Source organism: Burkholderia sp. IDO3 (genome assembly GCF_003366075.1).
GTDB lineage: Bacteria > Pseudomonadota > Gammaproteobacteria > Burkholderiales > Burkholderiaceae > Burkholderia > Burkholderia anthina.
This window is the reverse complement of record NZ_CP028963.1, coordinates 451,902-477,242: the sequence shown is the minus strand read 5'-3', so window position 1 is coordinate 477,242 and position 25,341 is coordinate 451,902. Positions and strand designations below refer to the sequence as shown.

25 protein-coding genes are annotated in these 25,341 nt (G+C 66.8%); 13 read left to right on the top strand and 12 right to left on the bottom strand.

What is annotated here, in order from left to right:
* Nucleotides 1–269: 269 nt before the first annotated feature.
* The 3 genes from gabP to DCN14_RS16705 form a co-directional block, all read right to left on the bottom strand.
* A complete protein-coding gene (gabP, locus tag DCN14_RS16715) occupies nucleotides 270–1,661 on the bottom strand; it encodes a GABA permease (RefSeq protein WP_096504403.1) in 1,392 nt (463 codons plus the stop codon).
* Nucleotides 1,662–2,121: 460 nt separating this feature from the next.
* The gene (locus tag DCN14_RS16710; protein WP_096504459.1) at nucleotides 2,122–2,466 is read right to left on the bottom strand and encodes an MmcQ/YjbR family DNA-binding protein; all 345 of its coding nucleotides are present in this window, start codon (nucleotides 2,464–2,466) and stop codon (nucleotides 2,122–2,124) included.
* An 89-nt stretch (nucleotides 2,467–2,555) separates the two neighbouring features.
* Nucleotides 2,556–3,818 carry an MFS transporter gene (locus tag DCN14_RS16705; protein ID WP_096504401.1) on the bottom strand — a complete coding sequence of 421 codons (1,263 nt, stop codon included), beginning with the start codon at nucleotides 3,816–3,818 and terminating at the stop codon, nucleotides 2,556–2,558.
* Between the two features lie 193 nt (nucleotides 3,819–4,011).
* On the opposite strand from DCN14_RS16705, the gene gcvA reads away from it, so the two are divergent.
* The 3 genes from gcvA to ettA all read left to right on the top strand — a co-directional run bounded on the left by gcvA (nucleotide 4,012) and on the right by ettA (nucleotide 7,197).
* Nucleotides 4,012–4,929 (top strand): transcriptional regulator GcvA, encoded by a 918-nt coding sequence (gene gcvA, locus DCN14_RS16700; RefSeq protein ID WP_096504399.1) that lies wholly within the window; start codon nucleotides 4,012–4,014, stop codon nucleotides 4,927–4,929.
* Between the two features lie 102 nt (nucleotides 4,930–5,031).
* The gene (locus tag DCN14_RS16695) at nucleotides 5,032–5,340 is read left to right on the top strand and encodes a DUF3761 domain-containing protein (protein WP_096504457.1); all 309 of its coding nucleotides are present in this window, start codon (nucleotides 5,032–5,034) and stop codon (nucleotides 5,338–5,340) included.
* A 189-nt stretch (nucleotides 5,341–5,529) separates the two neighbouring features.
* On the top strand, nucleotides 5,530–7,197 hold the full coding sequence (ettA, locus tag DCN14_RS16690; protein WP_059236395.1) for an energy-dependent translational throttle protein EttA: 1,668 nt from the start codon (nucleotides 5,530–5,532) through the stop codon (nucleotides 7,195–7,197).
* A gap of 133 nt (nucleotides 7,198–7,330) precedes the next feature.
* Here the strand turns inward: ettA and DCN14_RS16685 are convergent, their stop codons facing one another.
* Genes DCN14_RS16685 through DCN14_RS16670 form a run of 4 tightly spaced genes read right to left on the bottom strand, consistent with a single transcriptional unit; the run spans nucleotide 7,331 to nucleotide 10,643 of the window.
* Nucleotides 7,331–7,954 carry an HAD-IA family hydrolase gene (locus DCN14_RS16685; protein ID WP_096504397.1) on the bottom strand — a complete coding sequence of 208 codons (624 nt, stop codon included), beginning with the start codon at nucleotides 7,952–7,954 and terminating at the stop codon, nucleotides 7,331–7,333.
* Nucleotides 7,951–8,502 (bottom strand): isochorismatase family protein, encoded by a 552-nt coding sequence (locus tag DCN14_RS16680; protein WP_096504395.1) that lies wholly within the window; start codon nucleotides 8,500–8,502, stop codon nucleotides 7,951–7,953. The genes DCN14_RS16685 and DCN14_RS16680 overlap by 4 nt, the downstream gene beginning before the upstream one ends.
* Before the next feature lie 53 nt (nucleotides 8,503–8,555).
* Nucleotides 8,556–10,370, bottom strand: a complete 1,815-nt coding sequence (locus DCN14_RS16675) for an aminopeptidase P family protein (RefSeq protein ID WP_096504393.1) — start codon at nucleotides 10,368–10,370, stop codon at nucleotides 8,556–8,558.
* A gap of 18 nt (nucleotides 10,371–10,388) precedes the next feature.
* A complete protein-coding gene (locus tag DCN14_RS16670) occupies nucleotides 10,389–10,643 on the bottom strand; it encodes a hypothetical protein (RefSeq protein WP_096504391.1) in 255 nt (84 codons plus the stop codon).
* Nucleotides 10,644–10,814: 171 nt separating this feature from the next.
* Here DCN14_RS16670 and DCN14_RS16665 point away from each other — a divergent pair, with 171 nt between their 5' ends.
* From DCN14_RS16665 to DCN14_RS16635, 7 genes are all read left to right on the top strand, one after another.
* Complete coding sequence (locus DCN14_RS16665; protein ID WP_096504389.1) at nucleotides 10,815–11,576, top strand: response regulator transcription factor; 762 nt, start codon at nucleotides 10,815–10,817, stop codon at nucleotides 11,574–11,576.
* Between the two features lie 26 nt (nucleotides 11,577–11,602).
* Nucleotides 11,603–12,901, top strand: coding sequence for a glutamyl-tRNA reductase (hemA, locus tag DCN14_RS16660; protein WP_096504387.1), 1,299 nt, complete (start codon nucleotides 11,603–11,605; stop codon nucleotides 12,899–12,901).
* Nucleotides 12,902–12,994: 93 nt separating this feature from the next.
* Nucleotides 12,995–14,077 (top strand): peptide chain release factor 1, encoded by a 1,083-nt coding sequence (gene prfA, locus DCN14_RS16655; protein ID WP_096504385.1) that lies wholly within the window; start codon nucleotides 12,995–12,997, stop codon nucleotides 14,075–14,077.
* A gap of 7 nt (nucleotides 14,078–14,084) precedes the next feature.
* A complete protein-coding gene (gene prmC, locus DCN14_RS16650; RefSeq protein WP_096504383.1) occupies nucleotides 14,085–14,927 on the top strand; it encodes a peptide chain release factor N(5)-glutamine methyltransferase in 843 nt (280 codons plus the stop codon).
* A gap of 67 nt (nucleotides 14,928–14,994) precedes the next feature.
* Complete coding sequence (gene grxD / locus DCN14_RS16645) at nucleotides 14,995–15,306, top strand: Grx4 family monothiol glutaredoxin (RefSeq protein ID WP_027783412.1); 312 nt, start codon at nucleotides 14,995–14,997, stop codon at nucleotides 15,304–15,306.
* Nucleotides 15,307–15,320: 14 nt separating this feature from the next.
* Entirely contained in the window at nucleotides 15,321–15,917 is a 597-nt protein-coding gene (locus tag DCN14_RS16640; protein WP_096504381.1) for a UbiX family flavin prenyltransferase, read from the top strand.
* Between the two features lie 221 nt (nucleotides 15,918–16,138).
* Entirely contained in the window at nucleotides 16,139–16,930 is a 792-nt protein-coding gene (locus DCN14_RS16635) for a class III extradiol ring-cleavage dioxygenase (protein ID WP_096504379.1), read from the top strand.
* Between the two features lie 110 nt (nucleotides 16,931–17,040).
* Here DCN14_RS16635 and DCN14_RS16630 read toward each other — a convergent pair whose 3' ends face one another.
* Nucleotides 17,041–18,639, bottom strand: a complete 1,599-nt coding sequence (locus DCN14_RS16630) for an APC family permease (protein WP_096504377.1) — start codon at nucleotides 18,637–18,639, stop codon at nucleotides 17,041–17,043.
* Between the two features lie 421 nt (nucleotides 18,640–19,060).
* On the opposite strand from DCN14_RS16630, the gene DCN14_RS16625 reads away from it, so the two are divergent.
* The gene (locus DCN14_RS16625) at nucleotides 19,061–19,264 is read left to right on the top strand and encodes a cold-shock protein (RefSeq protein ID WP_006477070.1); all 204 of its coding nucleotides are present in this window, start codon (nucleotides 19,061–19,063) and stop codon (nucleotides 19,262–19,264) included.
* Nucleotides 19,265–19,389: 125 nt separating this feature from the next.
* Here the strand turns inward: DCN14_RS16625 and DCN14_RS16620 are convergent, their stop codons facing one another.
* The 3 genes from DCN14_RS16620 to DCN14_RS16610 all read right to left on the bottom strand — a co-directional run bounded on the left by DCN14_RS16620 (nucleotide 19,390) and on the right by DCN14_RS16610 (nucleotide 22,881).
* Complete coding sequence (locus DCN14_RS16620) at nucleotides 19,390–20,640, bottom strand: Hsp70 family protein (protein WP_096504455.1); 1,251 nt, start codon at nucleotides 20,638–20,640, stop codon at nucleotides 19,390–19,392.
* A gap of 194 nt (nucleotides 20,641–20,834) precedes the next feature.
* Nucleotides 20,835–21,440, bottom strand: coding sequence for a nitroreductase family protein (locus DCN14_RS16615; protein WP_096504375.1), 606 nt, complete (start codon nucleotides 21,438–21,440; stop codon nucleotides 20,835–20,837).
* A 157-nt stretch (nucleotides 21,441–21,597) separates the two neighbouring features.
* A complete protein-coding gene (locus DCN14_RS16610) occupies nucleotides 21,598–22,881 on the bottom strand; it encodes an MFS transporter (protein WP_096504373.1) in 1,284 nt (427 codons plus the stop codon).
* Nucleotides 22,882–23,099: 218 nt separating this feature from the next.
* Here DCN14_RS16610 and DCN14_RS16605 point away from each other — a divergent pair, with 218 nt between their 5' ends.
* Both DCN14_RS16605 and DCN14_RS16600 read left to right on the top strand, forming a co-directional pair.
* On the top strand, nucleotides 23,100–23,723 hold the full coding sequence (locus DCN14_RS16605; protein ID WP_096504371.1) for a TetR/AcrR family transcriptional regulator: 624 nt from the start codon (nucleotides 23,100–23,102) through the stop codon (nucleotides 23,721–23,723).
* Nucleotides 23,724–23,799: 76 nt separating this feature from the next.
* Nucleotides 23,800–24,372, top strand: a complete 573-nt coding sequence (locus DCN14_RS16600; RefSeq protein WP_096504369.1) for a DUF1415 domain-containing protein — start codon at nucleotides 23,800–23,802, stop codon at nucleotides 24,370–24,372.
* A gap of 55 nt (nucleotides 24,373–24,427) precedes the next feature.
* Here DCN14_RS16600 and DCN14_RS16595 read toward each other — a convergent pair whose 3' ends face one another.
* Nucleotides 24,428–25,318, bottom strand: coding sequence for an SAM-dependent methyltransferase (locus DCN14_RS16595; RefSeq protein ID WP_096504367.1), 891 nt, complete (start codon nucleotides 25,316–25,318; stop codon nucleotides 24,428–24,430).
* Nucleotides 25,319–25,341: the final 23 nt, after the last annotated feature.

The following is a 25,341-nucleotide window of genomic DNA, read 5'->3' as shown; positions in this document are numbered from 1 at the left end:
CTTCATCATTCACTTCGGTTGTCGAAGCGAACAATGTATGAAGTTGCCGTTGCCTATGAAATCAGACGAGTTCGAATTTTGTGAGTCCAGATGTCGATGACGCGCCATGTTGCGAAACGGCCTGCATCGCCAAGGGCAAGCGCATCTGCTTACTCGTAAAAGACAAATGGCCCGATCGGCACATACCGATCGGGCCATTTTCAAGACGGGAATCCCCCCGCCAGCCGGCAGCAAACGCTCAGCACAGCCGCCACTCCATCACGTCCCCATCACATCGCCGACACTCGCCGCCCCGCGCCCGCTTGCGCATCACGACCACGCTTGTTCAGCCACGAAGCAAACAGCACGAGCAGCGCGAGCACGGCCGTCGCCCCCACTTCCATTCGGTGCTCCTCGCTGACGAACATCACGGTCAGCGTGCCGCAGATGAACAGGATTACCGCCCACGTGAGCCACGGGAACAGCCACATCCGCAGCGTCAGGTCGGCGCCGCTCGATTCGAGCGTCTTGCGCATCCGCAGCTGCGAGATCGCGATCACGAGATACACGAGCAGCGCGATCGCACCCGACGTCGCCAGCAGGAAGCCGAACACCTGCTCCGGCATCAGGTAGTTCGCGATCACGGTCAGGAAACCGAACGCGGTCGATGCCAGCACGGCCGCACGCGGCGTGCCGGTCGCATCGGTGCGATGCAGGAAGGCGGGCGCGTCCTTGCGCTTGGACAGCGAGAACAGCATCCGCGACGCGGTGTACAGCGCCGAATTCAGGCAGCTCGCGACCGACACGAGCACGATCACGTCGATGATCGCCTTCGCGTTCGGAATGCCGATCAGCTCCATCGCGCGCTGGTACGAGCCGTGCTGCGGCAGCAGCGGATCGTTCCACGGCACGATGGCCGCGACGACGAGAATCGAGCCGAGATAGAACAGCGTGATACGCCAGATGACCGAATTCGTCGCGCGCACGATCTGACGTTGCGGGTTGTCCGATTCGGCGGCCGCGATCGTCACGATCTCGGTGCCGAGGAACGAGAACATCGTCGTCAGCATCGCCGCGAGCACGGCGCTCGCGCCGTTCGGCATGAAGCCGTGGTGCGCAAAGAGGTTCGACACGCCCGACACGGCCGGTGCCGGCACGATGCCGACGATCGCCGCCCCGCCGATGCACAGGAACACGACGATCGCGACGACCTTGATCAGCGCGAACCAGAATTCGAATTCGCCGTAGTTCTTCACCGAGAAGAGGTTGGTGATCGTCAGCAGCAGCGTGATGCCGAGCGCGAAGAGCCAGGTCGCGATGCTCGGGAACCACGCGTTGAGAATGGTGGCGGCGGCCGTCGCCTCGATCGGGATCACGAGCACCCAGAACCACCAGTACAGCCAGCCGATCGAAAAGCCGGCCCAGTGGCCGATCGCGCGATCGGCATAGGTGGAGAACGAACCGCTGTCCGGATGCGCGACGGCCATCTCGCCGAGCATGCGCATCACCAGCACGACCAGTACGCCCGCGATCGCATACGCGAGGATCGAAGCCGGGCCGGCTTCCGCGATCGCGTGGCCGGAGCCGACGAACAAGCCCGCGCCGATGACGCCGGCAATCGACATCATCGTCACGTGACGCTGCTTCAGACCGGTGCCGAGGCCTGTCTTGCTTCCACTCATGTGTCTCTCTCCAAAAAACGGTTCCGGTACGACCGGTAGTCGCTGAAGGCGGCGTGGGGAGTTATCGTTGTCGAATCCGGCTGCCCGCCGCGCGTGCGCGGCATACGGGCATGGAGCCGGATCAAGCCTGTTCCGGTGGGTGCGCGACGCAGTCTGCGAAGCTGCAAGTACGATGCGGCGCACGGGGCGCCGGCGCATCGCGTGCGCCCTTTCCGTCGGCTGTGTCGGTCAGCCGCCTTCGAAGCGAAGGAGTGTAAGCATCAAACGGTTCTTCACTAAGAACCAATTGAAGAATTTCGATGGAACCACTTGTTGCATCGATGCGAAACGATGCAACGCTTGGTCCAGCCGGGCCCCTGATTGCGGGCCGCTGGAGCGACCGATTACCGTCGGCCGGCATCGTCGCGATCGCGCAGCACCCGTGACGTTCGCGTGTCCCGCAGCGCGCTGCACCACGTACTCAGTTCGCGCCGCCCGCCCCTTCGTCCTGCCATTTGGCCGGCACGATTGCACGCCATTCTCGCAGGAGCAGGTTTTTCACGGCGTCGGGATGCGCCGCCGACAGACGCACCAGCACGATCGGCCAACCCGCGTAGTGATCAGTCACGTAATACACGTCGGGCTCCGATTCGATCAGCCACGCACGCTCATCGGAGCCGACACCCTTCACGACGAGCGTGTCGCCGTCCTCGCGCAGGCGTGCAAGCATCTTGCCCTTCACCCTGAGTGCGGGCGTGCCGTACGACGTGCCTTCCTCGACACCCCGCCACGCCAGCGCGATCCGCCGGACTTCGTCGAATGTCACGATGCGCCTCCGTGCGTCGATGGTCGACGCCCCGGCCACCGTAGCGGAAATCGTCGGCAGCGCCTAGCCGACGGCCGCGCCTGATTCGTCTAGCGACCGGCCGCGCGCGCGGCCATCGATGCGCGCCCGGTGGTGGCAACGATCGCGAACGCAATCGCATTCGCGGCGGCGCTCGCAAGAATCGGCACGAGGTAGCCGCCGCCTGCGTCGTAGATGAAACCGGCCGCGGCCGGCCCGATCAGCGTGCCGAACGCGACGCTCGTATAGAGGATGCCGATGATCGCGCTGACGTTGCGCCCGCCGAAGTAGTCCATCACGACGGCGGGCAGCACGGCAACCCAGCCGCCGTAGAACACGCCGAACACGAGGGCGAACGCGGCAAGCGTCGCGACGGTGCCGGCGCCCGCCCATGCGACGAGCGCGACGGCCATGCCGGCGAACATCGCGAGCAGCGACGCGCGGCGACCGAAGCGATCGGCGAGGCCGCCGAGGAAAAAGCGCCCTGCAGTGCTGCCGACGCCGATCGCACCCAGCAGCAGTACCGCCGTGGACGGCGCGACGCCGTGATCGAGCGCGTACGGCACGAGGTGCACGAACGGCACGAAAACGCCGAACGAGCAGACGAGGCATGCCGCGTAGAGGCTCGCGAACGGCCGCGACGTGATGGCCTCGCGCACCGTCGCGCCGGCGAGCACCGCTGCGGCGGCATCGCGCCGATCTTCGCCCGCCGGCGCATGCGCCGCATCGCCATCGGGCGACAAACCGCGCCCGCGCGGATCGTTCTCGATCAACAGCGACATGCCCGCGCCCACCACGACGGCGATCACGGCCAGCGCGACGTACGCGCCACGCCAGCCGACGTGCGCAATCAGCGCGGACGCGAGCGGAGGCATCACGAGCGTACCGACGCCGATCCCTGCGACCGCGAGCCCCGACGCGAAGCCACGCCGGCGCACGAACCAGCGTTGCACCGCGCCGACGGCCGGCACGTACGCGCAGCCGACGCCGAGGCCGACACCCAGCCCGTACGCGACATAGACCTGCAGCAGCGTATGCGCGGCACCGGCGGCCGCAAGGCCTGCAGCCGTCAGCAACATCCCGACGACGGCGAGCCGCCGCGAGCCGAAGCGATCGGCGAGCGGGCCGCTGACGATGCCGAAACCGAAATACAGGAAGCCCGCCAGCGAAAACACGAGCGAGATCTGCCCGCGCGACGCGGCGAAATCCCGCTGCAGCGACTCGACGAACGCACTGAACGAGTACGCGCAGCCAAATCCGACGAACGTGACGGCGAACGCGGCCGCCACCACATACCAGCCGTAGAAGACGCGCGATGCGCGCGGGCGGTTCATGACGTTGCTCCTGTCTGTGACGCACCAGCCGCCGGGCGGCGTCCATTTGCGTCGTGGATATAGTTGAACTATGTTGATCGCATCGGCTGTGCGAAACCTTGCCATGGCAATACGATCTTCAGTAGCAACGGTACTCGCGCCCACTCGTCGTCTCAAACGATATTTCGTCGGTCTTTCGGTTTAGAAAAACTTAATGAAACGTTCCCGCTTGCCGCCGCTGAATGCGCTGCGTGCATTCGAAGCGGCCGCCCGCCATCTGTCGGTGAAATCCGCGGCCGAGGAGTTGTCGGTCACGCCCGGCGCGGTGAGCCAGTTGATCCGCACGCTCGAGACGCATCTCGGCGTGGAGCTGTTCGAGCGCGTGAACCGCGGCATCCTGCTGACGGCCGCGGGCCGCGACTACCTGCCGCCCGTGCGCAACGCGTTCCGGCAGATCGCCGACGCCTCGCAGCGCGTATCGGGCGCCGCCGACAGCGGCGTGCTGACGGTGAGCGTCACGCCGTTTTTCGCGTCCGCGTGGCTCGTGCCGCGCCTCGCGCAGTTCCGCGACGCATGCCCGGATGTCGATCTGCAGATCGTCACGAGCCATGCACTCGCGGATTTCTCGCGCGACGGCGTGGACGTCGCGATTCGCCACGGCCTCGGCCGCTACCTCGGGCTGTGCAGCGAACGTCTGCTGACGGTGGAGATCGTCGCGCTCGCGGCGCCCGAACTCGTCGCGCGGCTGGGCATGCCGGCGACGCCCGCCGACCTGGCCGGCTGGCCGCACCTGCACGACGCCGAGCGCAAGGGCTGGCACATCTGGTTCGACGCGCAGCGGATCGACGATTTCGGTCCGCCGCGCGGCCCCGCGTTCGACGATTCGGGCCTGTTGCTGCAGGCGATCCTCGCCGGCCAGGGCGCCGGGCTGCTGCCGGCGGCGATGGTGCGCAACGCGCTCGCGAGCGGCCGGCTCGTGCAGCTTGCCGATATCGCATGGCTCGACGATTTCGCTTACTACCTCGTCTATCCGCCGCACCACGCGGAACGCACGAAGGTCGCCGCGTTCCGCCGGTGGATTCTCGACGCCGCGCGGGCCGACGGCGCCGCATCGATGACGGGCGCGGCGTAGCGGCGCTGCACCGCACGGCGGCGGCAACGACAGGCTGCCGATCGGCTAACATGCGGCGCGGGCCGCCGGCCCGCAATCGACAAGAACATGCGGAGAGAGACCCTGCCTGCCCTGCTGCGCCGCGCGACGCACATCGCGACCCTGTCGGCCGCGCTGTTCGTCGCATGCGCCGCGCTGCCGACTCCGGCACACGCGTATCGCGCATCGCCCGGCTACGGCAACGAAGCCGACCTCGACCGGCACGACACGTACCGCAATCGCGACGGTGACACCGTGCATGCGCCGGCCCATTCGAAGTCGGGGCGCGTGCCCGACGGTGCAAGCGCGCGCTGCCGCGACGGCGCGTACAGCTTCAGCCGCCATCGGCGCGGCACCTGCTCGGGGCACGGCGGCGTCGCCGCGTGGCTGTGAACGCGGGTCGGCCGAATGGCCAGTGCGGTGTCAGCGGCAGCCGGCGGCGAAGTACAATACGCGCTCGCGTCGCCGCACGCGGCGACACCGCCGCGCCCTGCGCGGCACGCTCCGTACCGAATCACCCGATACCGCCACGCCCGCGCGCGCTGCGCGGCAGTCTCAACCATTTCTGACTTTCACATCCAAATGGCCCAATACGTTTTCACGATGAACCGGGTCGGCAAGATCGTGCCGCCCAAGCGCCAGATCCTGAAGGACATCTCGCTGTCGTTCTTTCCCGGCGCGAAGATCGGCGTGCTCGGCCTGAACGGCTCGGGCAAGTCGACGCTGATCCGCATCATGGCGGGCGTCGACAAGGACATCGAAGGCGAAGCAACGCCGATGCCGAACCTGAACATCGGCTACCTGCCGCAGGAGCCGCAGCTCGATCCGACGAAGACGGTGCGCGAAGCCGTCGAGGAAGGCCTCGGCGACCTGTTCCAGGCCAACAAGAAGCTCGAAGAGATCTACGCCGCGTATGCGGAACCGGACGCCGATTTCGACGCGCTCGCGGCCGAGCAGGCGAAATACGAAGCGATCCTCGCGTCGAGCGACGGCGGCAGCCCCGAGCAGCAGCTCGAAGTGGCGGCCGACGCACTGCGCCTGCCGGCGTGGGACGCGAAGATCGAGCATCTGTCGGGCGGCGAAAAGCGCCGCGTCGCGCTGTGCAAGCTGCTGCTCGAGAAGCCTGACATGCTGCTGCTCGACGAGCCGACCAACCACCTCGACGCCGAATCCGTCGACTGGCTCGAGCAGTTCCTGGTGCGCTTCCCGGGCACCGTCGTCGCCGTCACCCACGATCGCTACTTCCTCGACAACGCAGCCGAGTGGATTCTCGAACTCGACCGCGGCCACGGCATTCCGTGGAAGGGCAACTACAGCAGCTGGCTCGACCAGAAGGAAGAGCGCCTGAAGCAGGAAGAAGCGTCGGAATCGGCACGCCAGAAGGCGATCAAGAAGGAGCTGGAGTGGGTGCGCCAGAACCCGAAGGGCCGCCAGGCGAAGTCGAAGGCGCGTATCGCCCGCTTCGAGGAGCTGAGCAGCCAGGAATACCAGAAGCGCAACGAAACGCAGGAAATCTTCATTCCGGTCGGCGACCGCCTCGGCAATGAAGTGATCGAGTTCAAGAACGTCAGCAAGGCGTTCGGCGACCGTCTGCTGATCGACAACCTGAACCTGAAGATTCCGGCCGGCGCGATCGTCGGCATCATCGGCCCGAACGGCGCCGGCAAGTCGACGCTGTTCCGGATGCTGACCGGTAAGGAACAGCCGGATTCGGGCGAAGTCGTGATGGGCCCGACCGTGAAGCTCGCGTACGTCGACCAGAGCCGCGACGCCCTCGACGGCTCGAAGACGGTGTTCGAAGAAATCTCGGGCGGCGCCGACGTGCTGACGGTCGGCAAGTACGAAACGCCGTCGCGTGCGTACATCGGCCGCTTCAACTTCAAGGGCGGCGACCAGCAGAAGATCGTCGGGAACCTGTCCGGCGGCGAACGCGGCCGTCTGCATCTGGCGAAGACGCTGATCTCCGGCGGCAACGTGCTGCTGCTCGACGAACCGTCGAACGATCTCGACGTCGAAACGCTGCGTGCGCTGGAAGATGCGCTGCTCGAATTCGCGGGCTCGGTGATGGTGATCTCGCACGATCGCTGGTTCCTCGACCGGATCGCGACGCACATCCTCGCGTTCGAAGGCGATTCGCAGGTCACGTTCTTCGACGGCAACTACCAGGAATACGAAGCCGACAAGCGTGCGCGCCTCGGCGAGGAAGCCGCGAAGCCGAAGCGTCTGCGCTACAAGCCGATCAGCCGCTGAACGGCGCGGCCCGCGCATCCGGCGCCGCGGTAACGCGAAGCCGGATGCCGAAAGCGGCCGCTTCCGGATCGGTGCAACAACAAGCGGGCTTCTGGCCCGCTTTTTTCATCCGGCAAAATCCTTCAGCCGCCGCCTATGCGAGCGCGCCCAGTTCGCGCAAGCGCGCCTCGGTCGTCGCCGCGCTCGTGTGATGAATGCCGTGCCAGCCGAGCGCCGTCGCGGCCGCGGCGTTCTTCGCGTTGTCGTCGATGAACACGAGTTCGTGCGGCGCGATGCCCGGCAGATGCGGAGCGATCCGTGCATGCATCGCGTGATAGATCGCCGGATCGGGCTTCACGAGCTTCACGCGCCCCGACACGACGATGTCCTTGAAGCGCCGCAGGATCGGGAAGTGATCCCACGCATACGGGAAGGTCTGCGCGGACCAGTTCGTCAGCCCGAAGAGCGGCATCCCCTGCCCGTCGAGCCGCTCGACGAGCGCGACGCCGTCGTCGAGCACCCCGCCGATCATCTCGTGCCAGCGCGCGTAGAACGCGCGAATCAGTGCCTCGTGCTCGGGAAACTTCGCGACGAGTTCGCTCGTCCCTTCGTCGATCGTCTGGCCGCCGTCCTGACGGACCACCCAGTCCATCGCGCAAACGTGCGTCAGAAACCAGCGCCGCTCGGCTTCGTCCGGAATCAGTTGCCGATACAGGTACTCGGGGCTCCAGTCGATCAGCACGCCGCCGAAATCGAACACGACCGCCTTGATTGTCATGCGAACTCCGTGGCGAGCACGTCGGCGAGCGGACGCGGCGTCACCGCGTTGCCCGACAGCGAGTTGTTTTCCCAGATGAAGTGATGATGCGCGACGATCTGCGCGGCCGACAGATGCGCACGCTCGTTCGTCGTATGCAGATCGGACACGACGATCGTCCGGTAGCCGAGCAGTGCCGCGCGGCGTGCGGCCGAGTCGACGCAGAATTCGGTCGCATAGCCGCAGATCAGTACCGATCGGATGCCGTGGCCGTCGAGTTGCGCGGCAAGCGGCGTGTCGTGGAACGCATCGCTCGCCCGCTTGCGGATGCGCCTGTCGTCGTTGTCGACGATCAGCCCGTCGTGCAGGTCCCAGCCGCGCGTGCCGGGCACGATGTCGTCGTCCGCGTCGCCGTCGTGCTGAACGAAGCACACGGGTGCGTTCGCCGCACGCGCCGCCGCCGTCAGCCGGTTGATACCCGACACGACGTCGTCGAGCCGGTACGCGGGCCGCGCCCGCTGCACCAGCCCGCGCTGCATGTCGACCACGATCACCGCGGTGTCCGCCATCGGTTGCCCTCTCTGCCATGCCGGCCGTCGTCCGGCCGGCGTTGCGCGTCGCGTCAGACCGGTTGCGTGCGTGCGTCGAGCCACGCCTTCGCGTCGCCGCTCACATGCCGGCCGACACGCTCGCGCACCGTCGCGTGATACGCGTTCAGCCACGCGCGCTCTTCTTCGTGCAGCATCTCGACCAGCACGCAGCGCGTGTCGATCGGGCACAGCGTCAGCGTCTCGAACGCGAGGAAGTCGCCGAACTCGGTCTGCCCGCCCGCGCGGTTCACGACCAGATTCTCGATCCGGATGCCCCACTTGCCGGGCCGGTATACGCCCGGCTCGATCGACGTGATCATCCCCTCTTCCATGGCCGTGTACGGTTCGGCCGGCGCGTAATGCGAGATGACCTGCGGACCTTCGTGCACGTTCAGGAAATAGCCGACGCCGTGCCCGGTGCCGTGACCGTAGTCGAGCCCGGCCGCCCACATCGGCGCGCGCGCGATCGCGTCGAGCATCGGCGAGCGGATGCCGCGCGGGAACCGTGCACGCGACAGCGCCATCATCGATTTCAGCACGATCGTGAAATCGCGGCGCTGCAGGTCGCTGACCGTGCCGACCGGCACCACGCGCGTGATGTCGGTCGTGCCGCTCGTGTACTGGCCGCCGGAATCGACGAGCAGCAGGCCGTCGCCGGCGATCGTCGCGTGCGATTCGGCCGTTGCGCGGTAGTGCGGCATCGCGCCGTTCGCATTGAAGCCGGCGATCGTCGCAAAGCTCGGCGACACGTAGCCGGGGCGGCGGGCGCGCGCGGCCGTGAGTTGCTCGTCGATCGTCAGCTCGGTGATCGTCTCGCGGTTCACGGCCTGCTCGAACCACGCGAAGAATTCGGCGAGCGCAGCGCCGTCGTGCTCCATCGTCACGCGCACGTGCTCGATCTCGGCGGATGTCTTGCGCGACTTCGCGAACGTCGACGGATTCACGGCCTCGACCAGCTTCACGCCGGCCGGCACCGCCTCGAGCGTGCCGAACGTCACGCGGCGCGGATCGATCAGCAGCGTTGCACCGTCGGGCAGCGCCGCGAGCGACGCGCGAGCCGCGTCGTAGGCACGAACCTCGACGCCGTCCTGCGCGAGCGACGCGGCGAGCGCCGGCGACACCTTGCCGTCGGCGACGAACAGCGTCGCGCGATCGGGGCCGATCATCGCGTGCGCGACGAACACCGGGTTGAAGTTGACGTCGGCGCCGCGCAGGTTGAACAGCCATGCGAGATCGTCGAGCGTCGACACGAAATGCCATTGCGCCCCCTGCGCGTGCATCGCGCGGCGCACTTCGGCGAGCTTGCTCGCGCGCGTCGCATCGGCCTGCGGCGCCACGTGCTCGAACACGGCGTCGCCGGGCAGCCCCGGCCGCTCGGGCCAGATCGCGTCGAGGAGGTCGCAATCGGTACGCAACGCGATGCCGCGCGCGCTCAGCGCGGTCGTCAGCGCGCGGGCCGCGGCGACGCCGAGCACGGCGCCGTCGACACCGACCGTCGTACCGGCCGGCACGTTCTGCGCGAGCCAGTCGACGTGCGGCGCGCTCTGCTGGCCGCCCATCATCTTCATCAGCTGGACGCCGGTGCCCGCAAGTTGCGCGTCGGCCTGCACCCAGTAACGGCTGTCGACCCACAGGCCCGCGAAATCCGCGGTCACGACCAGCGTGCCGACCGAGCCCGTGAAACCGGACAGCCAGCGGCGCGCCTGCCAGCGCTCGGGCAGGTACTCGGACAGGTGAGGATCGGCGGACGGCACGAGATAGGCGGCCAGGTCCTCGCGGACCATCGCGCCGCGCAGCAGCGCGATGCGGGCCGGCACCGACGAGACTTCGGGGAGACGGGCATTCATGATTTCACCTGAAAGCATTCAGCGACGGGCCGACAGTGCGACCGTCACGGCTACGGCAAGGAACGCGACGCCGGTGCAGACCGGCCATTCGAGCGTCTCGCCATCGTAAAACAGCCCCGAGAGATTGCCGGCGATGCGCGCGATGACCGCGCCCGCGATGCCGACCAGCACCGCGATCCACCATGCCGGCCGCCCCGTGCGCCGCATCGGATGCAGCCACCGGCCGAACAGCCCGACGGCCGCCCCCAGGACAAGGATTCCAAACCAGTTCATTCGACGCCTTCTATAAATTCAGATTCGTCCCATAGGCGTGAACGTTGCCAGCGGCTAGCATCGATTCATCCATCGAACCCTGGACCAGCCGGGCGCCGCGAACATTCGAGTGTAGGGGCCGAGCCGACGTTATGGCAAGCACGCACCGGCAGCCGTACTGAAGAAATCCACATGCGAATCGCCCTGATCGATCCCGAGGCACGTCATGCTGCGCTCCTGAACCGCCTGCTCTTCGCCGGCGGTCACGTGTGTCATGCGTTTTCGTCCAGCGCGGCGTTTTTCGCGTGGCTCGCTAACGATACCTGCGACATGCTGATCACCGGCAGTTGGGCCGGCGATCAGCCGGCCGAGGAAGTCATTCCGCGGGCGCAGACGGTCCTGCCCGGGCTGCCGGCCATCGCCGTGATGCAACTGCCGCGCGAAAGCGAAATCGTGTCGTGCCTGCACGCGGGTGCCGACGATTGCCTGGTGCGCCCGGTGAGCGGGCCCGAGCTGCTCGCGCGGGTCAATGCGCTGAGCCGCCGCGCCGGCGTCCGGCGGCCGCCGAACCGTTCGCGCGAAATGTATGGAGAATACGCATTCGATGCGACCCACGGCATCGTGCGCTTCGGCGACGCGGCCGTCGCGCTCACGCCGAAGGAATTCCGCTTCGCGCAGTTGTTGTTCGCGAACCTGTCGCGGCCCGTGTCGCGCGCCCATATCCTCGAGACGGTCTGGGGCCGCCGCCGCGACATGAAGTCGCGTACGCTCGACACCCATGCGTCCCGGTTGCGCAGCAAACTACAGCTGCTTCCCGAGCACGGCTACCGGCTCCTGCCGCTCTACGGCTATGGCTATCAGCTCGACCGCGTACCGATCGAGCCCCCAAATTCGAGGCCACACCACGCTGATGCCCGGTATGCCGCGAGTGAGGAAATCGCTGAAACGCTATAATATGGGGCTAAACGATAGCCCTCGATATGCAACTCCTCACGATCGGAATCAATCACCACACTGCGCCTGTCGCCCTGCGCGAACGCGTGGCGTTTCCGCTCGAGCAAATCAAGCCGGCTCTCGTCACGTTCAAGAACGTGTTCCTCGGCCCCCAGGCGCCCAACGCGCCTGAAGCAGCGATCCTGTCGACCTGCAACCGCACCGAGCTCTATTGCGCGACCGACGACCGGGCCGCGCGCGAAGGCGCGATTCGCTGGTTGTCCGAGTATCACCAGATTTCCGTCGACGAGCTCGCGCCGCACGTGTATGCGCTGCCGCAGTCGGAAGCAGTCCGGCACGCGTTCCGCGTCGCATCGGGCCTCGATTCGATGGTGCTCGGCGAAACACAGATTCTGGGCCAGATGAAGGACGCGGTGCGCACCGCGACGGAAGCCGGCGCGCTCGGCACCTATCTGAACCAGCTGTTCCAGCGCACGTTCGCGGTCGCGAAGGAAGTGCGCGGCACGACCGAGATCGGCGCACAGTCGGTGTCGATGGCCGCCGCCGCGGTCCGTCTCGCGCAGCGCATTTTCGAAAAGGTGTCGGATCAGCGCGTGCTGTTCATCGGCGCCGGCGAGATGATCGAGCTGTGCGCCACGCACTTCGCCGCGCAAAGCCCGCGCGAACTCGTGGTCGCGAACCGCACCGCCGAACGCGGGCAGCGGCTTGCCGAACGCTTCAACGGCCGTGCGATGCCGCTATCGGACTTGCCGACCCGCATGCACGAATTCGACATCATCGTGTCGTGTACCGCGTCGACGCTGCCGATCATCGGCCTGGGCGCGGTCGAGCGCGCGGTGAAGGCGCGCCGCCACCGGCCGATCTTCATGGTCGACCTCGCGGTGCCGCGCGACATCGAGCCGGAAGTCGGCGAGTTGAAGGACGTATTCCTCTATACCGTCGACGATCTCGGCGCGATCGTGCGTGAAGGCAACGCATCGCGCCAGGCCGCGGTCGCGCAGGCCGAGACGATCATCGAAACGCGCGTCCAGAATTTCATGCAATGGCTCGACACGCGCAGCGTCGTGCCGGTGATCCGTCACATGCATACGCAGGCCGACGCGCTGCGCCGCGCGGAAGTCGAGAAGGCGCAGAAGCTGCTCGCGCGCGGCGACGATCCGGCCGCCGTCCTCGAAGCGCTGTCGCAGGCGCTGACCAACAAGCTGATCCACGGCCCGACGAGCGCGCTCAATCGCGTGAACGGCGCCGATCGCGATTCGCTGATCGACCTGATGCGCGGCTTCTACCAGCACGCGCCGCGCTCGAACGACCAGTCCGGCCACTAGCGCCGCCCGGTTGCCCTGCCGCCGGCCAGTTGTTGCCTGCCTTCGGCCTATCCTTTCCGAATACCCTTTTGCCCGGGAGCGCCGCTCCACACCATGAAGACGAGCATGCAACGCAAGCTCGACCAGCTGTCCACCCGGCTGGCCGAACTGAACGACCTGCTGAGCCGCGAAAACGTCACGGCCGACCTCGACCAGTATCGCAAGCTGACGCGCGAACACGCGGAACTCGGCCCGGTCGTCGAGCAGTACGCGCTGTGGCGCCAGTCGCGCAGCGACGAGGCGGCCGCGCAGGAGCTGCTCACCGATGCGTCGATGCGCGATTTCGCCGAAGACGAGATTCGCGGCGCGCGCGAGCGCATGGTCCACCTCGAAGGCGAGTTGCAGAAGATGCTGCTGCCGAAGGACCCGAACGACGACCGCAACATCTTCCTGGAAATCCGCGCGGGCACCGGCGGCGACGAATCGGCGCTGTTCGCGGGCGACCTGTTGCGCATGTACCTGCGTTTCGCGGAACGCCAGCGCTGGCAGGTCGAGATGATGTCGGAAAGCGCATCGGACCTGGGCGGCTACAAGGAAGTGATCGTGCGGATCGCCGGCCAGGGCGCGTATTCGCGCCTGAAGTTCGAATCGGGCGGCCATCGCGTGCAGCGTGTGCCGGCGACCGAGACGCAGGGGCGCATCCACACGTCCGCGTGTACGGTCGCGGTGATGCCGGAAGCCGACGAGATCGGCGAGATCGAAATCAATCCGGCCGACTTGCGCATCGATACGTTCCGCGCGTCGGGCGCGGGCGGCCAGCACATCAACAAGACCGATTCGGCGGTGCGCGTCACGCACATCCCGACCGGCATCGTCGTCGAGTGCCAGGACGACCGCTCGCAGCACAAGAACAAGGATCGCGCGCTGAAGGTGCTCGCCGCGCGGATCAAGGACAAGCAGTATCACGAGCAGCACGCGAAGGAAGCCGCGACGCGCAAGAGCTTGATCGGCTCCGGCGACCGCTCGGAACGGATCCGCACGTACAACTTCCCGCAGGGCCGGATGACCGATCACCGGATCAACCTGACGCTGTATCGCCTCGAGGCGCTCATGGATGGCGATCTCGACGAACTGATCGGCGCGCTCGTCACCGAACACCAGGCCGAACTGCTCGCATCGCTCGGCGACGCCGACTGAGGCCGCGATGCCCGACCTCACCGCCGACCAACTGCTGCGCGCTTCGCCGCTCGACGCGGTCGATGCGCGCGTGCTGCTCGCGTACGCGCTCGGCTGGACGCGCACGCAGCTGATCACGCGCGGCGACGCCCCGCTCGAGCCCGCCGCGATCGAACGCTATCGCACGCTCGAAGCACGCCGCATGGCCGGTGAGCCGGTCGCACAACTCGTCGGCATGCGCGAATTCTTCGGCCGGCCGTTCGACGTGACGCCCGACGTGCTGATCCCGCGCCCCGAAACCGAACTGCTCGTCGAAGCCGCGCTCGATGCGATCGACGGGCGGCCGCATCCGGCCGTACTCGATCTCGGCACCGGCAGCGGCGCGATCGCCGTGTCGATCGCAGCCGAACGCCCCGACGCGCGCGTGTGGGCGCTCGATCGTTCGCCGGCCGCGCTCGACGTCGCACAGCGCAATGCGGACAAGCTGCTCGACGCGCACCGCCCCGGCGGCCCGCTGCACTGGCTGCAGAGCGACTGGTACGCAGCGCTCGACCCGGTGCTCGCGTTCGACACGATCGTCAGCAACCCGCCTTACATTGCACGGCACGACCCGCATCTCGCGCAGGGCGACCTGCGTTTCGAGCCGCGCGGCGCGCTCACCGACGACGCCGACGGCCTCAGCGCGATCCGCACGATCGTCGCAGGCGCCGGCGCCTACCTGAAACCGGGCGGCACGCTCTGGATCGAGCACGGCTACGACCAGGCCGAAGCCGTCCGCGCGCTGCTCGAGTCGCGCGGCTTCGTCGCGGTCGAATCGCTCGCCGACCTGGCCGCGATCGAACGCACGACAGGCGGCCGCCTGCCCGGCTGATGGCCGGCCCGAGCGGTTGAAATCCGCTATCATTTCGATCTAACGCCCCGCAAACGCAAGGTCAGTCATGGACACCCAACAACGTATCAAGCAAATCGTCGACGAAAACCAGGTCGTGCTCTTCATGAAGGGCAACGCGCAATTCCCGATGTGCGGCTTTTCGGGCCGCGCCGTGCAGGTGCTGAAAGCCTGCGGCGTCGACCAGTTCAAGACGGTCAACGTGCTCGAGGACGACGAAATCCGCCAGGGCATCAAGGCATTCTCGAACTGGCCGACCATCCCGCAGCTGTACGTGAAGGGTGAATTCGTCGGCGGCTCGGACATCATGATGGAGATGTACCAGTCGGGCGAACTGCAGCAACTGTTCGCCGCCGCGTAACACCCATCTTTCCGATGGCATCTCCCAGCGCGCCGCCACGTCGGCTGATCGTCGCGATCACCGGCGCCACCGGCGCGGTCTACGGCGTGCGGCTGCTCGAACTGCTGCGCGCCGCCGGCGGCGTCGAAACGCATCTGCTGGTTTCGAACGCCGGCTGGCTCAACATCCAGCATGAACTGAAGTTGTCGAAGTCCGACGTCGAAAGCCGTGCGGATGTCGTGCATTCCGTGCGCGATGTCGGCGCGACGATTGCGTCCGGTTCGTTCGCAACCGACGGAATGGTGATCGCGCCCTGCTCGATGAAGACGCTCGCGAGCGTCGCGCACGGGCTGTCGGACAACCTGATCACGCGCGCGGCCGACGTCACGCTGAAGGAACGTCGCCGTCTCGTCCTGATGGTGCGCGAAACGCCGTTCAACCTCGCGCATCTGCGCAACATGACGGCCGTGACCGAAATGGGCGGCATCGTGTTTCCGCCGCTGCCGGCGTTCTACGCAATGCCGAAGACGATCGAGGAACTCGTCGACCAGACCGCCACGCGCGTGCTCGACCTGTTCGCGCTCAACGCGCCGATGACGACGCCGTGGGCTGGCATCCGCCCCGCGCAGTAAGCCGCCGCACGCAACGTACAGGCGCCATCGCGCACGCATCTTCGTCGATTCGACCGCCTACCGGCGCGAACCCGCGACCGCGAGACGATGCAGGCGTGCCGCACGCCCGGAATCACCCCGATTACCGACAAATACGATCCAATCAAATTCTTCCGGACTCGTTTATCAATGTCCGGTGCGCGCCTATAGTCACTGGCAACTCCTTTTTGCAGGCTTCCATCATGAACCGCTTGCCCTCGCTCTACCTGTCCCACGGCGCCCCCACGCTGCCGATCGACCCGACGCTGCCGTCCGGCGCATTCACGCACCTCGGCGCCGAGCTGCCGCGCCCGCGCGCGGTGCTGATGCTGTCCGCGCACTGGGGCACGCAGCAGCCGGTCGCGAGCGTCACCGCGCACCCGGAAACGATCCACGACTTCTACGGCTTTCCGCGGGCGCTGTATGAGATCCGCTATCCGGCGCCGGGCGCACCCGATGTGGCCGAGCGGGCAGCCGCACTGCTGAACACGGCGGGCATCACGACGGCGACGACCGAGCATGGCCTCGACCACGGCGCATGGGTGCCGATGCTGCTGATGTTCCCGGAAGCCGACGTGCCCGTCGCGCAGTTGTCGATCCAGCCGCGTGCGAACGCGGCCCATCACTTCGCGCTCGGCCGTGCGCTGCGGCCGCTGCGCGACGAAGGCGTGATGGTGATCGGCTCCGGCCAGATCACGCACAACCTGCGCGCGGCCGATTTCGGCGCGGCGCCGGAAGATGCGGATCCGCGTGTCGCCGAATTCACCGACTGGTTCGAGGCGAAGCTTGCCGCGCGCGATGTCGACGCGCTGCTCGACTATCGCCGGCAGGCGCCGCACGCGGCACTGATGCACCCGACCGACGAGCATCTGCTGCCGGTGTTCACCGCACTCGGCGCGGCCGATGACGATTACCAGCTCGGAATCCAGTCGCTCGGCACGTACCAGCGCGTGCTCGCGATGACGAACTACGTGTTCGCCAGCGCGGCCGCCTGAACCCCGCCGCACCGCCGGCGCGCCCAAACAAAAAGCCCGCCCGAGCAATGCTCGGGCGGGCTTTTTTGCGCTTCCTGCCGCCGCCGATTCCAGCGGCAGGTCAGGCGTCGTCAGGCACCGACCCCTTCGAGGATCTCGTCGTGCGACTCGCGCTCGTCGAGATACTTGGTCCGGTAGCCCGTGTTCACGCCCCAGAAGTAGAACACCAGCGCGATCGCCGCGACGACCAGCATGTCCCAGCCGTACGGCAGATAGCCGAGGCCGCCGAATTCCTTGCTGCCGATCACCGACAGCACGGCCATCGTCGGCAGGTAGGCGACCAGCCACCATGCGGCCTTCAGGTCGGCACCCCAGCCGGTCCAGCCCGACCGCGCCTGGAAGAAGAAATACACCGGCAGCGCGACGACCATCAGCAGGATGATTTCGCCCGTCAGCGGCCACTTCGCCCAGTACAGGATCAGCGACGCGCAGACGAATGCGAACGGCGCGATCAGCGTCATCAGCGGGATCGACAGCGGACGCTCGATGTCGGTTGCCGAACGGCGCAGCGCCATCAGGCTGATCGGGCCGGTCAGGTACGAGATGACCGTTGCAACCGAGATCACCGCCGCGAGCGAGCTCCAGCCGCGGAAGAAGAACAAGAAGACGAACGACACGAGCAGGTTGAACCACATCGCCTGACGCGGCACGCCGTAGAGCGGGTGCACGTTGCCGAACATCTTCGGCATCGTGTTGTTGCGCTCCATTGCGTAGATCATCCGGGTGGTTGTCGCCATGTAGGTCGTGCCGGTGCCGCTCGGGCTGACGAACGCGTCGACGTACAGCAGGATCGCGAGCCAGTTCAGGTTCAGCGCGATCGCCAGCTCGGCGAACGGCGACTTGAAGTTGAAGTGCGACCAGCCCTGTGCGACGTCGAGAGGATTCACCGAGCCGATGTACGCCATCTGCAGCAGCACGTAGATCACGAGTGCGATCAGGATCGACGAGATCACCGCGAACGGCACGCTGCGCGACGGATTGCGCGCTTCACCGGCCAGGTTCACCGGGCTCTGGAAGCCGTTGAACGCGAACACGATGCCGCTCGTCGCGACCGCGGTCAGCACGGCCGACCAGCCGTACGGCGCAAAGGTCGCATTCGATGCGGTGCCGAGGTTCTCCGAATGGAAGCTCGTCAGCATCAGGCCGAGGATCGTGAGGCCGGGGATCAGGAACTTGAAGATCGTGATCGTCGTGTTCGCACGCGCGAAGGCCTTCACGCCCCAGTAGTTGAGCAGGAAGTAGATGACCACGAGCACGGCCGACAGCAGCAGCCCCGGTGTCGTCAATTCGCCGTTCACGAACAGCGCATGCGCCCATGGATACGGCCACGTGCTCATGTACTGGATCGACGCCTCGGCCTCGATCGGGATCACGGATACGATCGCAATCCAGTTTGCCCACGCGCTGATGAACCCCACCAGCGAGCCGTGCGAATAGCGCGCGTAGCGCACCATGCCGCCCGACTCGGGGAACATCGCGCCCAGTTCGGCGTACGTCAGTGCAATCGCGAGAATCACGACCGCGCCGATGATCCATGCGCAGATCGCCGCCGGACCGGCAATCTTCGCGGCCTTCCAGGCACCGAACAGCCAGCCCGAGCCGATAATCGAACCCAGCCCCGTCAGCATCAATGCAAACGGGCCGATGTTCCGTTGAATAGAACTCTTCACATCCTCTCCTGTGTCTCAAAAAGCATGGTCGGCCCGCGGTCCGGGATCGGCTCGGACAGCACCGCGCACGCATTCTTGGGGGGACCCGTCATCCGATCGGGGCAACCGGGTCCACGCGGCGCGTAGTTTAACGGTTGCACCTGCAAGTTGGCGGCAAAATCGTTCGGCCCCTACAAAAAATTCGCATCGCGTGCAAGCTTTGTAAACCTGAGCTCCGCAATAACCCTGACAGTATGGAAATACGGTTGACCGCCGATCCAATAAGCCGTATAAATGACTTTGCAGGATTTCAAGCGGCGAGTGAATTGGTTCTTTCGTAGTTCGCCCATCAACGGTACTCCGGTTGGTCCTATTACCCCCTTCCTTGATTTTCCGCACCCATGGGCCTCGGCCCCGTTTTATTTTTTTAGGAACAAGTAACATGGCAACCGGTACCGTCAAGTGGTTCAATGACGCAAAGGGCTTCGGCTTCATCACCCCGGAAGGCGGCGGCGACGATCTGTTCGCGCACTTCTCGGAAATCCGCGTCGAAGGCTTCAAGACGCTGCAAGAAAACCAGAAGGTTGAATTCGAAGTGAAGACGGGCCCGAAGGGTCTGCAAGCTGCGAACATCCGTCCGGTCTAAGTTCGGCGCGATATTTCGTGTAAAAAAGCCCCGCTTCGGCGGGGCTTTTTGTTTTCCGGTGGCGCCAATCATGGTGCCGCCGATCATCCGAACGGCCGTCGGCCGTGTTGGATTTTTGCACTCGCTCAGCCGAACAGCCGTTGCGCGTGGATGCCGAGCCCCGTCGCGACACTCGCGAGACGGTCGCCGAACACCGGCTGCGCGTCCGGGAACGCGCCCGCCAGCGCGCCCGACAGGAACGCGAGGCCGGTCGAGCCGCCGGTGAAATACAGCGCGCCGACGTCGCGCGGCGCGACGCCCGCGAGCCGCACCGTCTCGCGCGCGGCATCGACGATGCGCGCGGTGTCGTCGACGCTCGCCTCGACGAGGCGATCCGCATCGAACGCGATCTGCAGATCCTCTTCCACGTCGTTCAGGTCGATCATCGTCTCCCCGCCCGCCGCAACGCCGATCTTCGCTTCTTCCGCGCGCGCCATCAGCGCGTGCCCGAGCCGCTGCTCGACCACGCGCGTGAGCCGGTCGTACTGCCGTACCTCACGGTACAGGTGCTTCATCAGCTTCAGTTCGCCCAGCCGCTTCGGCGTGTAGACCGTATTGATCAGGTGCCAGGTCGCCAGATCGAAGTAGATCCGGTTCGGCAGCTCGCGCCCTTCGGGATCGAGCGACCGGTAGCCGAACGCGGGCAGGATCGCCGCGAGCTCGACGCGCCGGTCGTAATCGGTGCCCGCGACGTGCACGCCATGGTGCGCGAGCACGTCGTCCTTGCGCTCGAGGCGCGCCATCCGCTCCGGGCCGACCCGCACCAGCGAGAAGTCCGACGTACCGCCGCCGATGTCGGCCACCAGCACGAGCCGCTCGGCCTGCTGGCGCGACTCGTAGTCGAACGCGGCCGCGATCGGCTCGTACTGGAAATGCACGTCCTTGAAGCCGACCGACTGCGCGGCCGCTTCGAGCTGATTCTGCGCGAGGCTGTCGGCGCGCGGATCATCATCGACGAAGAACACCGGCCGGCCGAGCACCGCACAGCCGATTGGCGCGCCCGCGCGTGCCTCGGCCTTGCGCTTCAGGTGCGTCAGGAAACGCGCGATGATCTCCGTGTACGCCATTGCGCTGCCGTCGCCGAGATCGGTCGTCGTCTCCGCGAGCGGCGACCCGAGGATGCTCTTCATCGAACGCATCAGGCGGCCGTCGAAGCCGTCGATATAGGACGCCAGCGCCGCACGGCCGTATTCGACCGTCTGCTCGTCGTTGTTGAAGAAGATTGCGGTGGGCAGCGTCAGGTGGTCGCCCTCGACGGGCGCGAGGCGCATGCCGTCGCCGTCGGGCAGCGCCACGGCGGAATTGGACGTGCCGAAATCGATCGCGCAGTAAGTCATGGGAAGGTGCCGCAGCATGGCCGGCGCGAAAACGGAAAGGACGGGCTTTTTATCATGAAGCCCGCCGGATCACAACCGGGGACGACCGCCGGTGCCGCGCGACCGGCTCGCGGACGCGGCGATCGCGCGCGGGTAACCCGCGGCCGTGGCAGGCGCGGACGGAGTGCACGATGCAGGCCCGCCCGCGCGCGGAATCAGGCTGCGGCGTCGAAGCCCTTCTTCCATGCACCCGCGTAGACGACTTCGCCGAGCGCATGACGCGTGCGCGGCGCCTTTTCGCGGTCGCGCAGCACCGGATCGAGCTTGTCGACGTTGCCGTAATGGCCGAGCGAGATGAGCGCCGGAATCGCGACATCGGCCGGAATCTCGAACGCATCGCGGAACGCCTTCGGGTCGAAGCCGCTCATCTGGTGCGCGGCGAGGCCCAGCGCGTGCGCCTGCAGCACCAGCGACATCGCAGCCGCGCCCGCATCGTACAGCGCGGTCGGCGCCGGTTCGCCCTTCGGCGTGAGCGTATGCGCGGTCACCGCGATCAACACCGGCGCCGGTGCATTCCAGCCCTGGTTGAACGGCACCAGCGTCGCGAAGGCGCGCTTGAATGCGGCTTCGTCCTGGGTGCGATCGAATACGATGAAGCGCCACGGCTGCGCGTTGTAGGCGGACGGCGCCCAGCGCGCGGCTTCGAGCACCGCGTGCAGATCGGCGGCGCCGACCGGCTCGTCCGAATATGCGCGCGGACTCCAGCGGCCCGCGATCAGGTCGTGGATCGAAACGGTGGTGGGTGCAGGTTTGACGGACATGCGGTACCTCGCTGACATCGATGAAGGGGCGCGAACGCCCGGCGAACCGCAAGCATAACCGCTTGAGCCGCCACGCGCCCACCGATCCCCCGCAATGCAAATCACCGATCCTGCATTGACCGGCCGCACCCGCACGCGGCCGGCCGTATCGTCACGTTCAGGCGGCCTGCGCAGCCGCGCGGGACGGACCGCGATTGATTCGCAGCACGATCAGCGCGCCGACGATGCACAGCCCGCCCGAGATCATCGACGCGACCGTATAGGTGCCGAGGCTCGCGCGCAGCAGCCCCGCGCCGAGCGCCGCGAACGCCGCGCCGAGCTGGTGGCCGGCGACGATCCAGCCGAACACGACCGGCGCGGCAGCCTTGCCGAACACGTCGGTGGCGAGCCGCACGGTCGGCGGCACGGTCGCGATCCAGTCGAGCCCGTAGAACATCGCGAACAGCGGCAGCCCGAAGAAATCGATGCCGAACGCGTGCGGCAGGTAGATCAGCGACAACCCGCGCAGCCCGTAGTACCAGAACAGCAGCACGCGGTTGTCGTAGCGGTCGGACAGCCAGCCCGACAGCGTCGTGCCGAACAAGTCGAACACGCCCATTGCGGCCAGCAGCGATGCGCCCTGCACTTCGGTCATCCCGTAGTCGCTGCACATCGCGATCAGGTGCGTGCCGACATAGCCGTTGGTGCTCGCGCCGCAGATGAAGAAGCTGAAGAACAGCAGCCAGAAATCGCGCGAGCGGCTTGCCGTCAGCAGCGTGCGGAACGCGACCGCCAGCGGGTTTTCCTTCGTCGCATCGGGCGCGGGCGGTGCATCGGCCGGCTCGCCGTACGGGCGCAGCTGCACGTCGGCCGGCCGCTCGGGCAGCAGGAACGCGACCAGCGGAATCACGATCGCGGCCGCCACGGCGACAACCAGCACGACCGGCCGCCAGCCGTGGTGCTGCGCGATCGCCGCGAGCATCGGCAGGAACACGAGCTGGCCGGTGGCCGTGCTCGCGGTCAGAACCCCCATCACGAGGCCGCGCCGCGCATGGAACCAGCGCGTGACGAAGGTCGCGGACAGCGTCAGCGCGACCACACCCGTCGAGCAGCCGACCATCAGGCCCCAGATCAGCACCATCTGCCAGCTCTGCGTCATCAGCGACGACAGCGCGACGCCCGCGCTCATCGTCACCAGCGCGGTCAGGATCGTCGGACGCAGCCCGAAGCGCTGCATCGCCGCGGCCGCGAACGGGCCCGTCAGGCCGTACAGCGCGATGTTCACGGAAATCGCCAGCGAGATCGTCGCACGGCTCCAGCCGAGCTCGCGCTCGAGCGGCACCATCAGCACGCTCGGCGTCGCGCGTGTGCCGGCCGCCGCCAGCAGGATCAGGAAAACCACTGCCGCCGCGAGCCATCCATAGTGGAAACGCCCTCTGATTCGTGTCACTGCCCAGTTCATGCTCTCTTTCTCCAGTTGGCGCGCCCGGTGCGCATGCACCGGCCCACCCCACCACCAGGCCACCTCCGCCGCACGCTGCATCGGCTGACCTGGGGCCGACACCTGGCATTTGTCTGTCGATCCGACCGGCATTGTTACCGATCAGTCACAAGTGTGTTGCGATCGTAGTGACCAGTCGGTAACATGTCAAGCAATTCACCACGCAGTCGAGGGTCATCATGTCGGGCATCGAGGCCGCCAACAAGCCGCCGGCACGCCGCACGCGCCGGCCCATCGCCGCCGCCGCCGCGCAGGAACACCTGCTGCGCGCCGCCGAGGAGCTGTTTTACAAGGAAGGCGTGCGCGCGGTCGGCGTCGAGGCGGTCGTGGAGCGCGCGGGCGTCAACAAGATGAGCCTGTACCGGCAGTTCTCGTCGAAGGACGAGCTGATCCTCGCGTATCTGGAGCGGATGGACGCGTGCTTCTTCGAGCGTCTCGATTCGAGCGTCGCGAAGCATCCGGGCCAGCCGAAGGCGCAGTTGATCCAGTATTTCGTCGACCTCGCCGAGCGCGCGACGCAGAAGGACTATCGCGGCTGCCCGTTCGTCAACGTCGCGACCGAATTTCCGGACACGTCGCATCCGGCGCGCGAGCGCGTCGCGCAGAACAAGGAACAGTTGATGAGGCGGCTCGTCGCGCTCTGCGAAGACGCCGGCGCGCGGCAGCCGAAGGCGCTGGCCGACGCGCTCGCGCTCGTGATCGAAGGCATCTACGCCGCCAGCCAGACCTACCGGCGCGGCGAAACGCCGATCGGCATCGCGCCCGCGCTGGTCACGCAGCTGATCGAAGCCGCGTGCGCGTGACGGACGGCGCACGCCCGAGCCCGGCGTGCCCGCTACAATGCGGTCCTCGCCGCTTCTCTGCCCCGCTGCCTTCGCCATGACCGATACCCGCCCCGACTCGCACGACGACATCCTCGCCGCCACGCGGCACTGGCTCGCACGCGCGGTGATCGGGCTCAATCTGTGTCCATTCGCGAAAAGCGTCTACGTGAAGGAGCAGGTGCGCTATGCGATCAGCGAAGCGACGACGCTCGAGGACGCCCTGGCCGACCTCGAAACCGAACTGCGCGCGCTCGAAGCAGCGGATCCGCAGCAGGTCGACACGGCGCTCGTGATCTATCCGCGCGCGTTCGCGGATTTCGTCGACTACAACGATGTGCTGTTCTTCGCCGACCGGCTGGTGCGGCAACTGCGGCTCGACGGCGTGCTGCAGATCGCGAGCTTCCACCCCGAGTACCGGTTCGAAGGCAGCGAACCGGACGACATCGAGAACTACACGAACCGCGCGCCGTACCCGATCCTGCATCTGCTGCGCGAGGACAGCATCGCGCGCGCGGTCGACGCGTTTCCGGACGCGTCCGCGATCTACGAGAAAAACCAGGAAACGCTGCGCCGCCTCGGTCACGACGGCTGGCGGGAATGGATGCGCCGGCCGGGCGACGACGTCTGACGCATCGCGCGAAGGCCGGCGCGTGCGCGGCGGACGTGCCGCGCGCCGGCTCGAGTCAGTCCGCGGCCGGCTCGACGGCCGCGCCGGCCTCTGCGGCAGGTGCCGACGCGAAGAAGCGCTCGTTCAGTTCGGCCAGCCCGAACATCCCGAGGATCTCGTTCAGCCGCTCGCCAGGCTTGCGGCGCGGCAGGTTCTTGTACTGCGCGATGATCAGCTCGTTCTTCATCGAATGCTCCCAGCCGACCAGCTCGGTCACGCCGACCTGATAGCCGTGCGCCTCGAGCTGCAGGCAGCGCAGCACGTTGGTGATCTGGCTGCCGAATTCGCGCGTGTGCAGCGGATGCCGCCACACTTCCGTCAGCGCGTTCGCGAGCGACTTGCCCTTGTTCTTGCGCAGTACGCCGGCGACTTCCGCCTGGCAGCACGGCACCAGCACGATGTGCTGCGCGCGTTTCGCGAGCGCGAAGCGGATCGCGTCGTCGGTCGCGGTGTCGCACGCATGCAGCGCGGTGACGACATCGACCGTTTCGGGCAGCTTCGGCGACGTGATCGAATCGGCGACCGACAGGTTCAGGAACGACATGCCGCCGAACCCGAGCCGGGCGGCGAGTTCGGCGGAACGCGTGACGAGCGCTTCGCGCGTCTCGATCCCGTACACGTGCGACGCGAACGCCGGCGTGCCGTGCCCCGGCTGCTGCTTGAAGAACAGGTCGTACAGGATGAAGCCGAGATACGACTTGCCGGCGCCGTGATCGACGAGCGTCACGCTGCCCTTGTCGGCCTGCACGCTCGCGAGCAGCGGCTCGATGAACTGGAACAGGTGATAGACCTGCTTCAGCTTGCGGCGGCTGTCCTGGTTCAGCTTGCCGTCGCGGGTCAGGATGTGCAGTTCCTTCAGCAGCTCGACGGACTGCTCCGGACGGATTTCGTAGGTCTTGTTCGACATCGTGAGGCGGCGCCGGGCGGCGG

What these genes read in the sequence shown, in the direction of transcription:
- gabP (WP_096504403.1), bottom strand. Translation starts at nt 1,661, where the DNA reads ATGAGTGGAAGCAAGACAGGCCTCGGCACCGGTCTGAAGCAGCGTCAC.
- DCN14_RS16705 (WP_096504401.1), bottom strand. Translation starts at nt 3,818, where the DNA reads ATGAACCGCCCGCGCGCATCGCGCGTCTTCTACGGCTGGTATGTGGTG.
- gcvA (WP_096504399.1), top strand. Translation starts at nt 4,012, where the DNA reads ATGAAACGTTCCCGCTTGCCGCCGCTGAATGCGCTGCGTGCATTCGAA.
- ettA (WP_059236395.1), top strand. Translation starts at nt 5,530, where the DNA reads ATGGCCCAATACGTTTTCACGATGAACCGGGTCGGCAAGATCGTGCCG.
- DCN14_RS16685 (WP_096504397.1), bottom strand. Translation starts at nt 7,954, where the DNA reads ATGACAATCAAGGCGGTCGTGTTCGATTTCGGCGGCGTGCTGATCGAC.
- DCN14_RS16680 (WP_096504395.1), bottom strand. Translation starts at nt 8,502, where the DNA reads ATGGCGGACACCGCGGTGATCGTGGTCGACATGCAGCGCGGGCTGGTG.
- DCN14_RS16675 (WP_096504393.1), bottom strand. Translation starts at nt 10,370, where the DNA reads ATGAATGCCCGTCTCCCCGAAGTCTCGTCGGTGCCGGCCCGCATCGCG.
- DCN14_RS16670 (WP_096504391.1), bottom strand. Translation starts at nt 10,643, where the DNA reads ATGAACTGGTTTGGAATCCTTGTCCTGGGGGCGGCCGTCGGGCTGTTC.
- DCN14_RS16665 (WP_096504389.1), top strand. Translation starts at nt 10,815, where the DNA reads ATGCGAATCGCCCTGATCGATCCCGAGGCACGTCATGCTGCGCTCCTG.
- hemA (WP_096504387.1), top strand. Translation starts at nt 11,603, where the DNA reads ATGCAACTCCTCACGATCGGAATCAATCACCACACTGCGCCTGTCGCC.
- prfA (WP_096504385.1), top strand. Translation starts at nt 12,995, where the DNA reads ATGAAGACGAGCATGCAACGCAAGCTCGACCAGCTGTCCACCCGGCTG.
- prmC (WP_096504383.1), top strand. Translation starts at nt 14,085, where the DNA reads ATGCCCGACCTCACCGCCGACCAACTGCTGCGCGCTTCGCCGCTCGAC.
- grxD (WP_027783412.1), top strand. Translation starts at nt 14,995, where the DNA reads ATGGACACCCAACAACGTATCAAGCAAATCGTCGACGAAAACCAGGTC.
- DCN14_RS16640 (WP_096504381.1), top strand. Translation starts at nt 15,321, where the DNA reads ATGGCATCTCCCAGCGCGCCGCCACGTCGGCTGATCGTCGCGATCACC.
- DCN14_RS16635 (WP_096504379.1), top strand. Translation starts at nt 16,139, where the DNA reads ATGAACCGCTTGCCCTCGCTCTACCTGTCCCACGGCGCCCCCACGCTG.
- DCN14_RS16625 (WP_006477070.1), top strand. Translation starts at nt 19,061, where the DNA reads ATGGCAACCGGTACCGTCAAGTGGTTCAATGACGCAAAGGGCTTCGGC.
- DCN14_RS16620 (WP_096504455.1), bottom strand. Translation starts at nt 20,640, where the DNA reads ATGACTTACTGCGCGATCGATTTCGGCACGTCCAATTCCGCCGTGGCG.
- DCN14_RS16615 (WP_096504375.1), bottom strand. Translation starts at nt 21,440, where the DNA reads ATGTCCGTCAAACCTGCACCCACCACCGTTTCGATCCACGACCTGATC.
- DCN14_RS16610 (WP_096504373.1), bottom strand. Translation starts at nt 22,881, where the DNA reads ATGAACTGGGCAGTGACACGAATCAGAGGGCGTTTCCACTATGGATGG.
- DCN14_RS16605 (WP_096504371.1), top strand. Translation starts at nt 23,100, where the DNA reads ATGTCGGGCATCGAGGCCGCCAACAAGCCGCCGGCACGCCGCACGCGC.
- DCN14_RS16600 (WP_096504369.1), top strand. Translation starts at nt 23,800, where the DNA reads ATGACCGATACCCGCCCCGACTCGCACGACGACATCCTCGCCGCCACG.
- DCN14_RS16595 (WP_096504367.1), bottom strand. Translation starts at nt 25,318, where the DNA reads ATGTCGAACAAGACCTACGAAATCCGTCCGGAGCAGTCCGTCGAGCTG.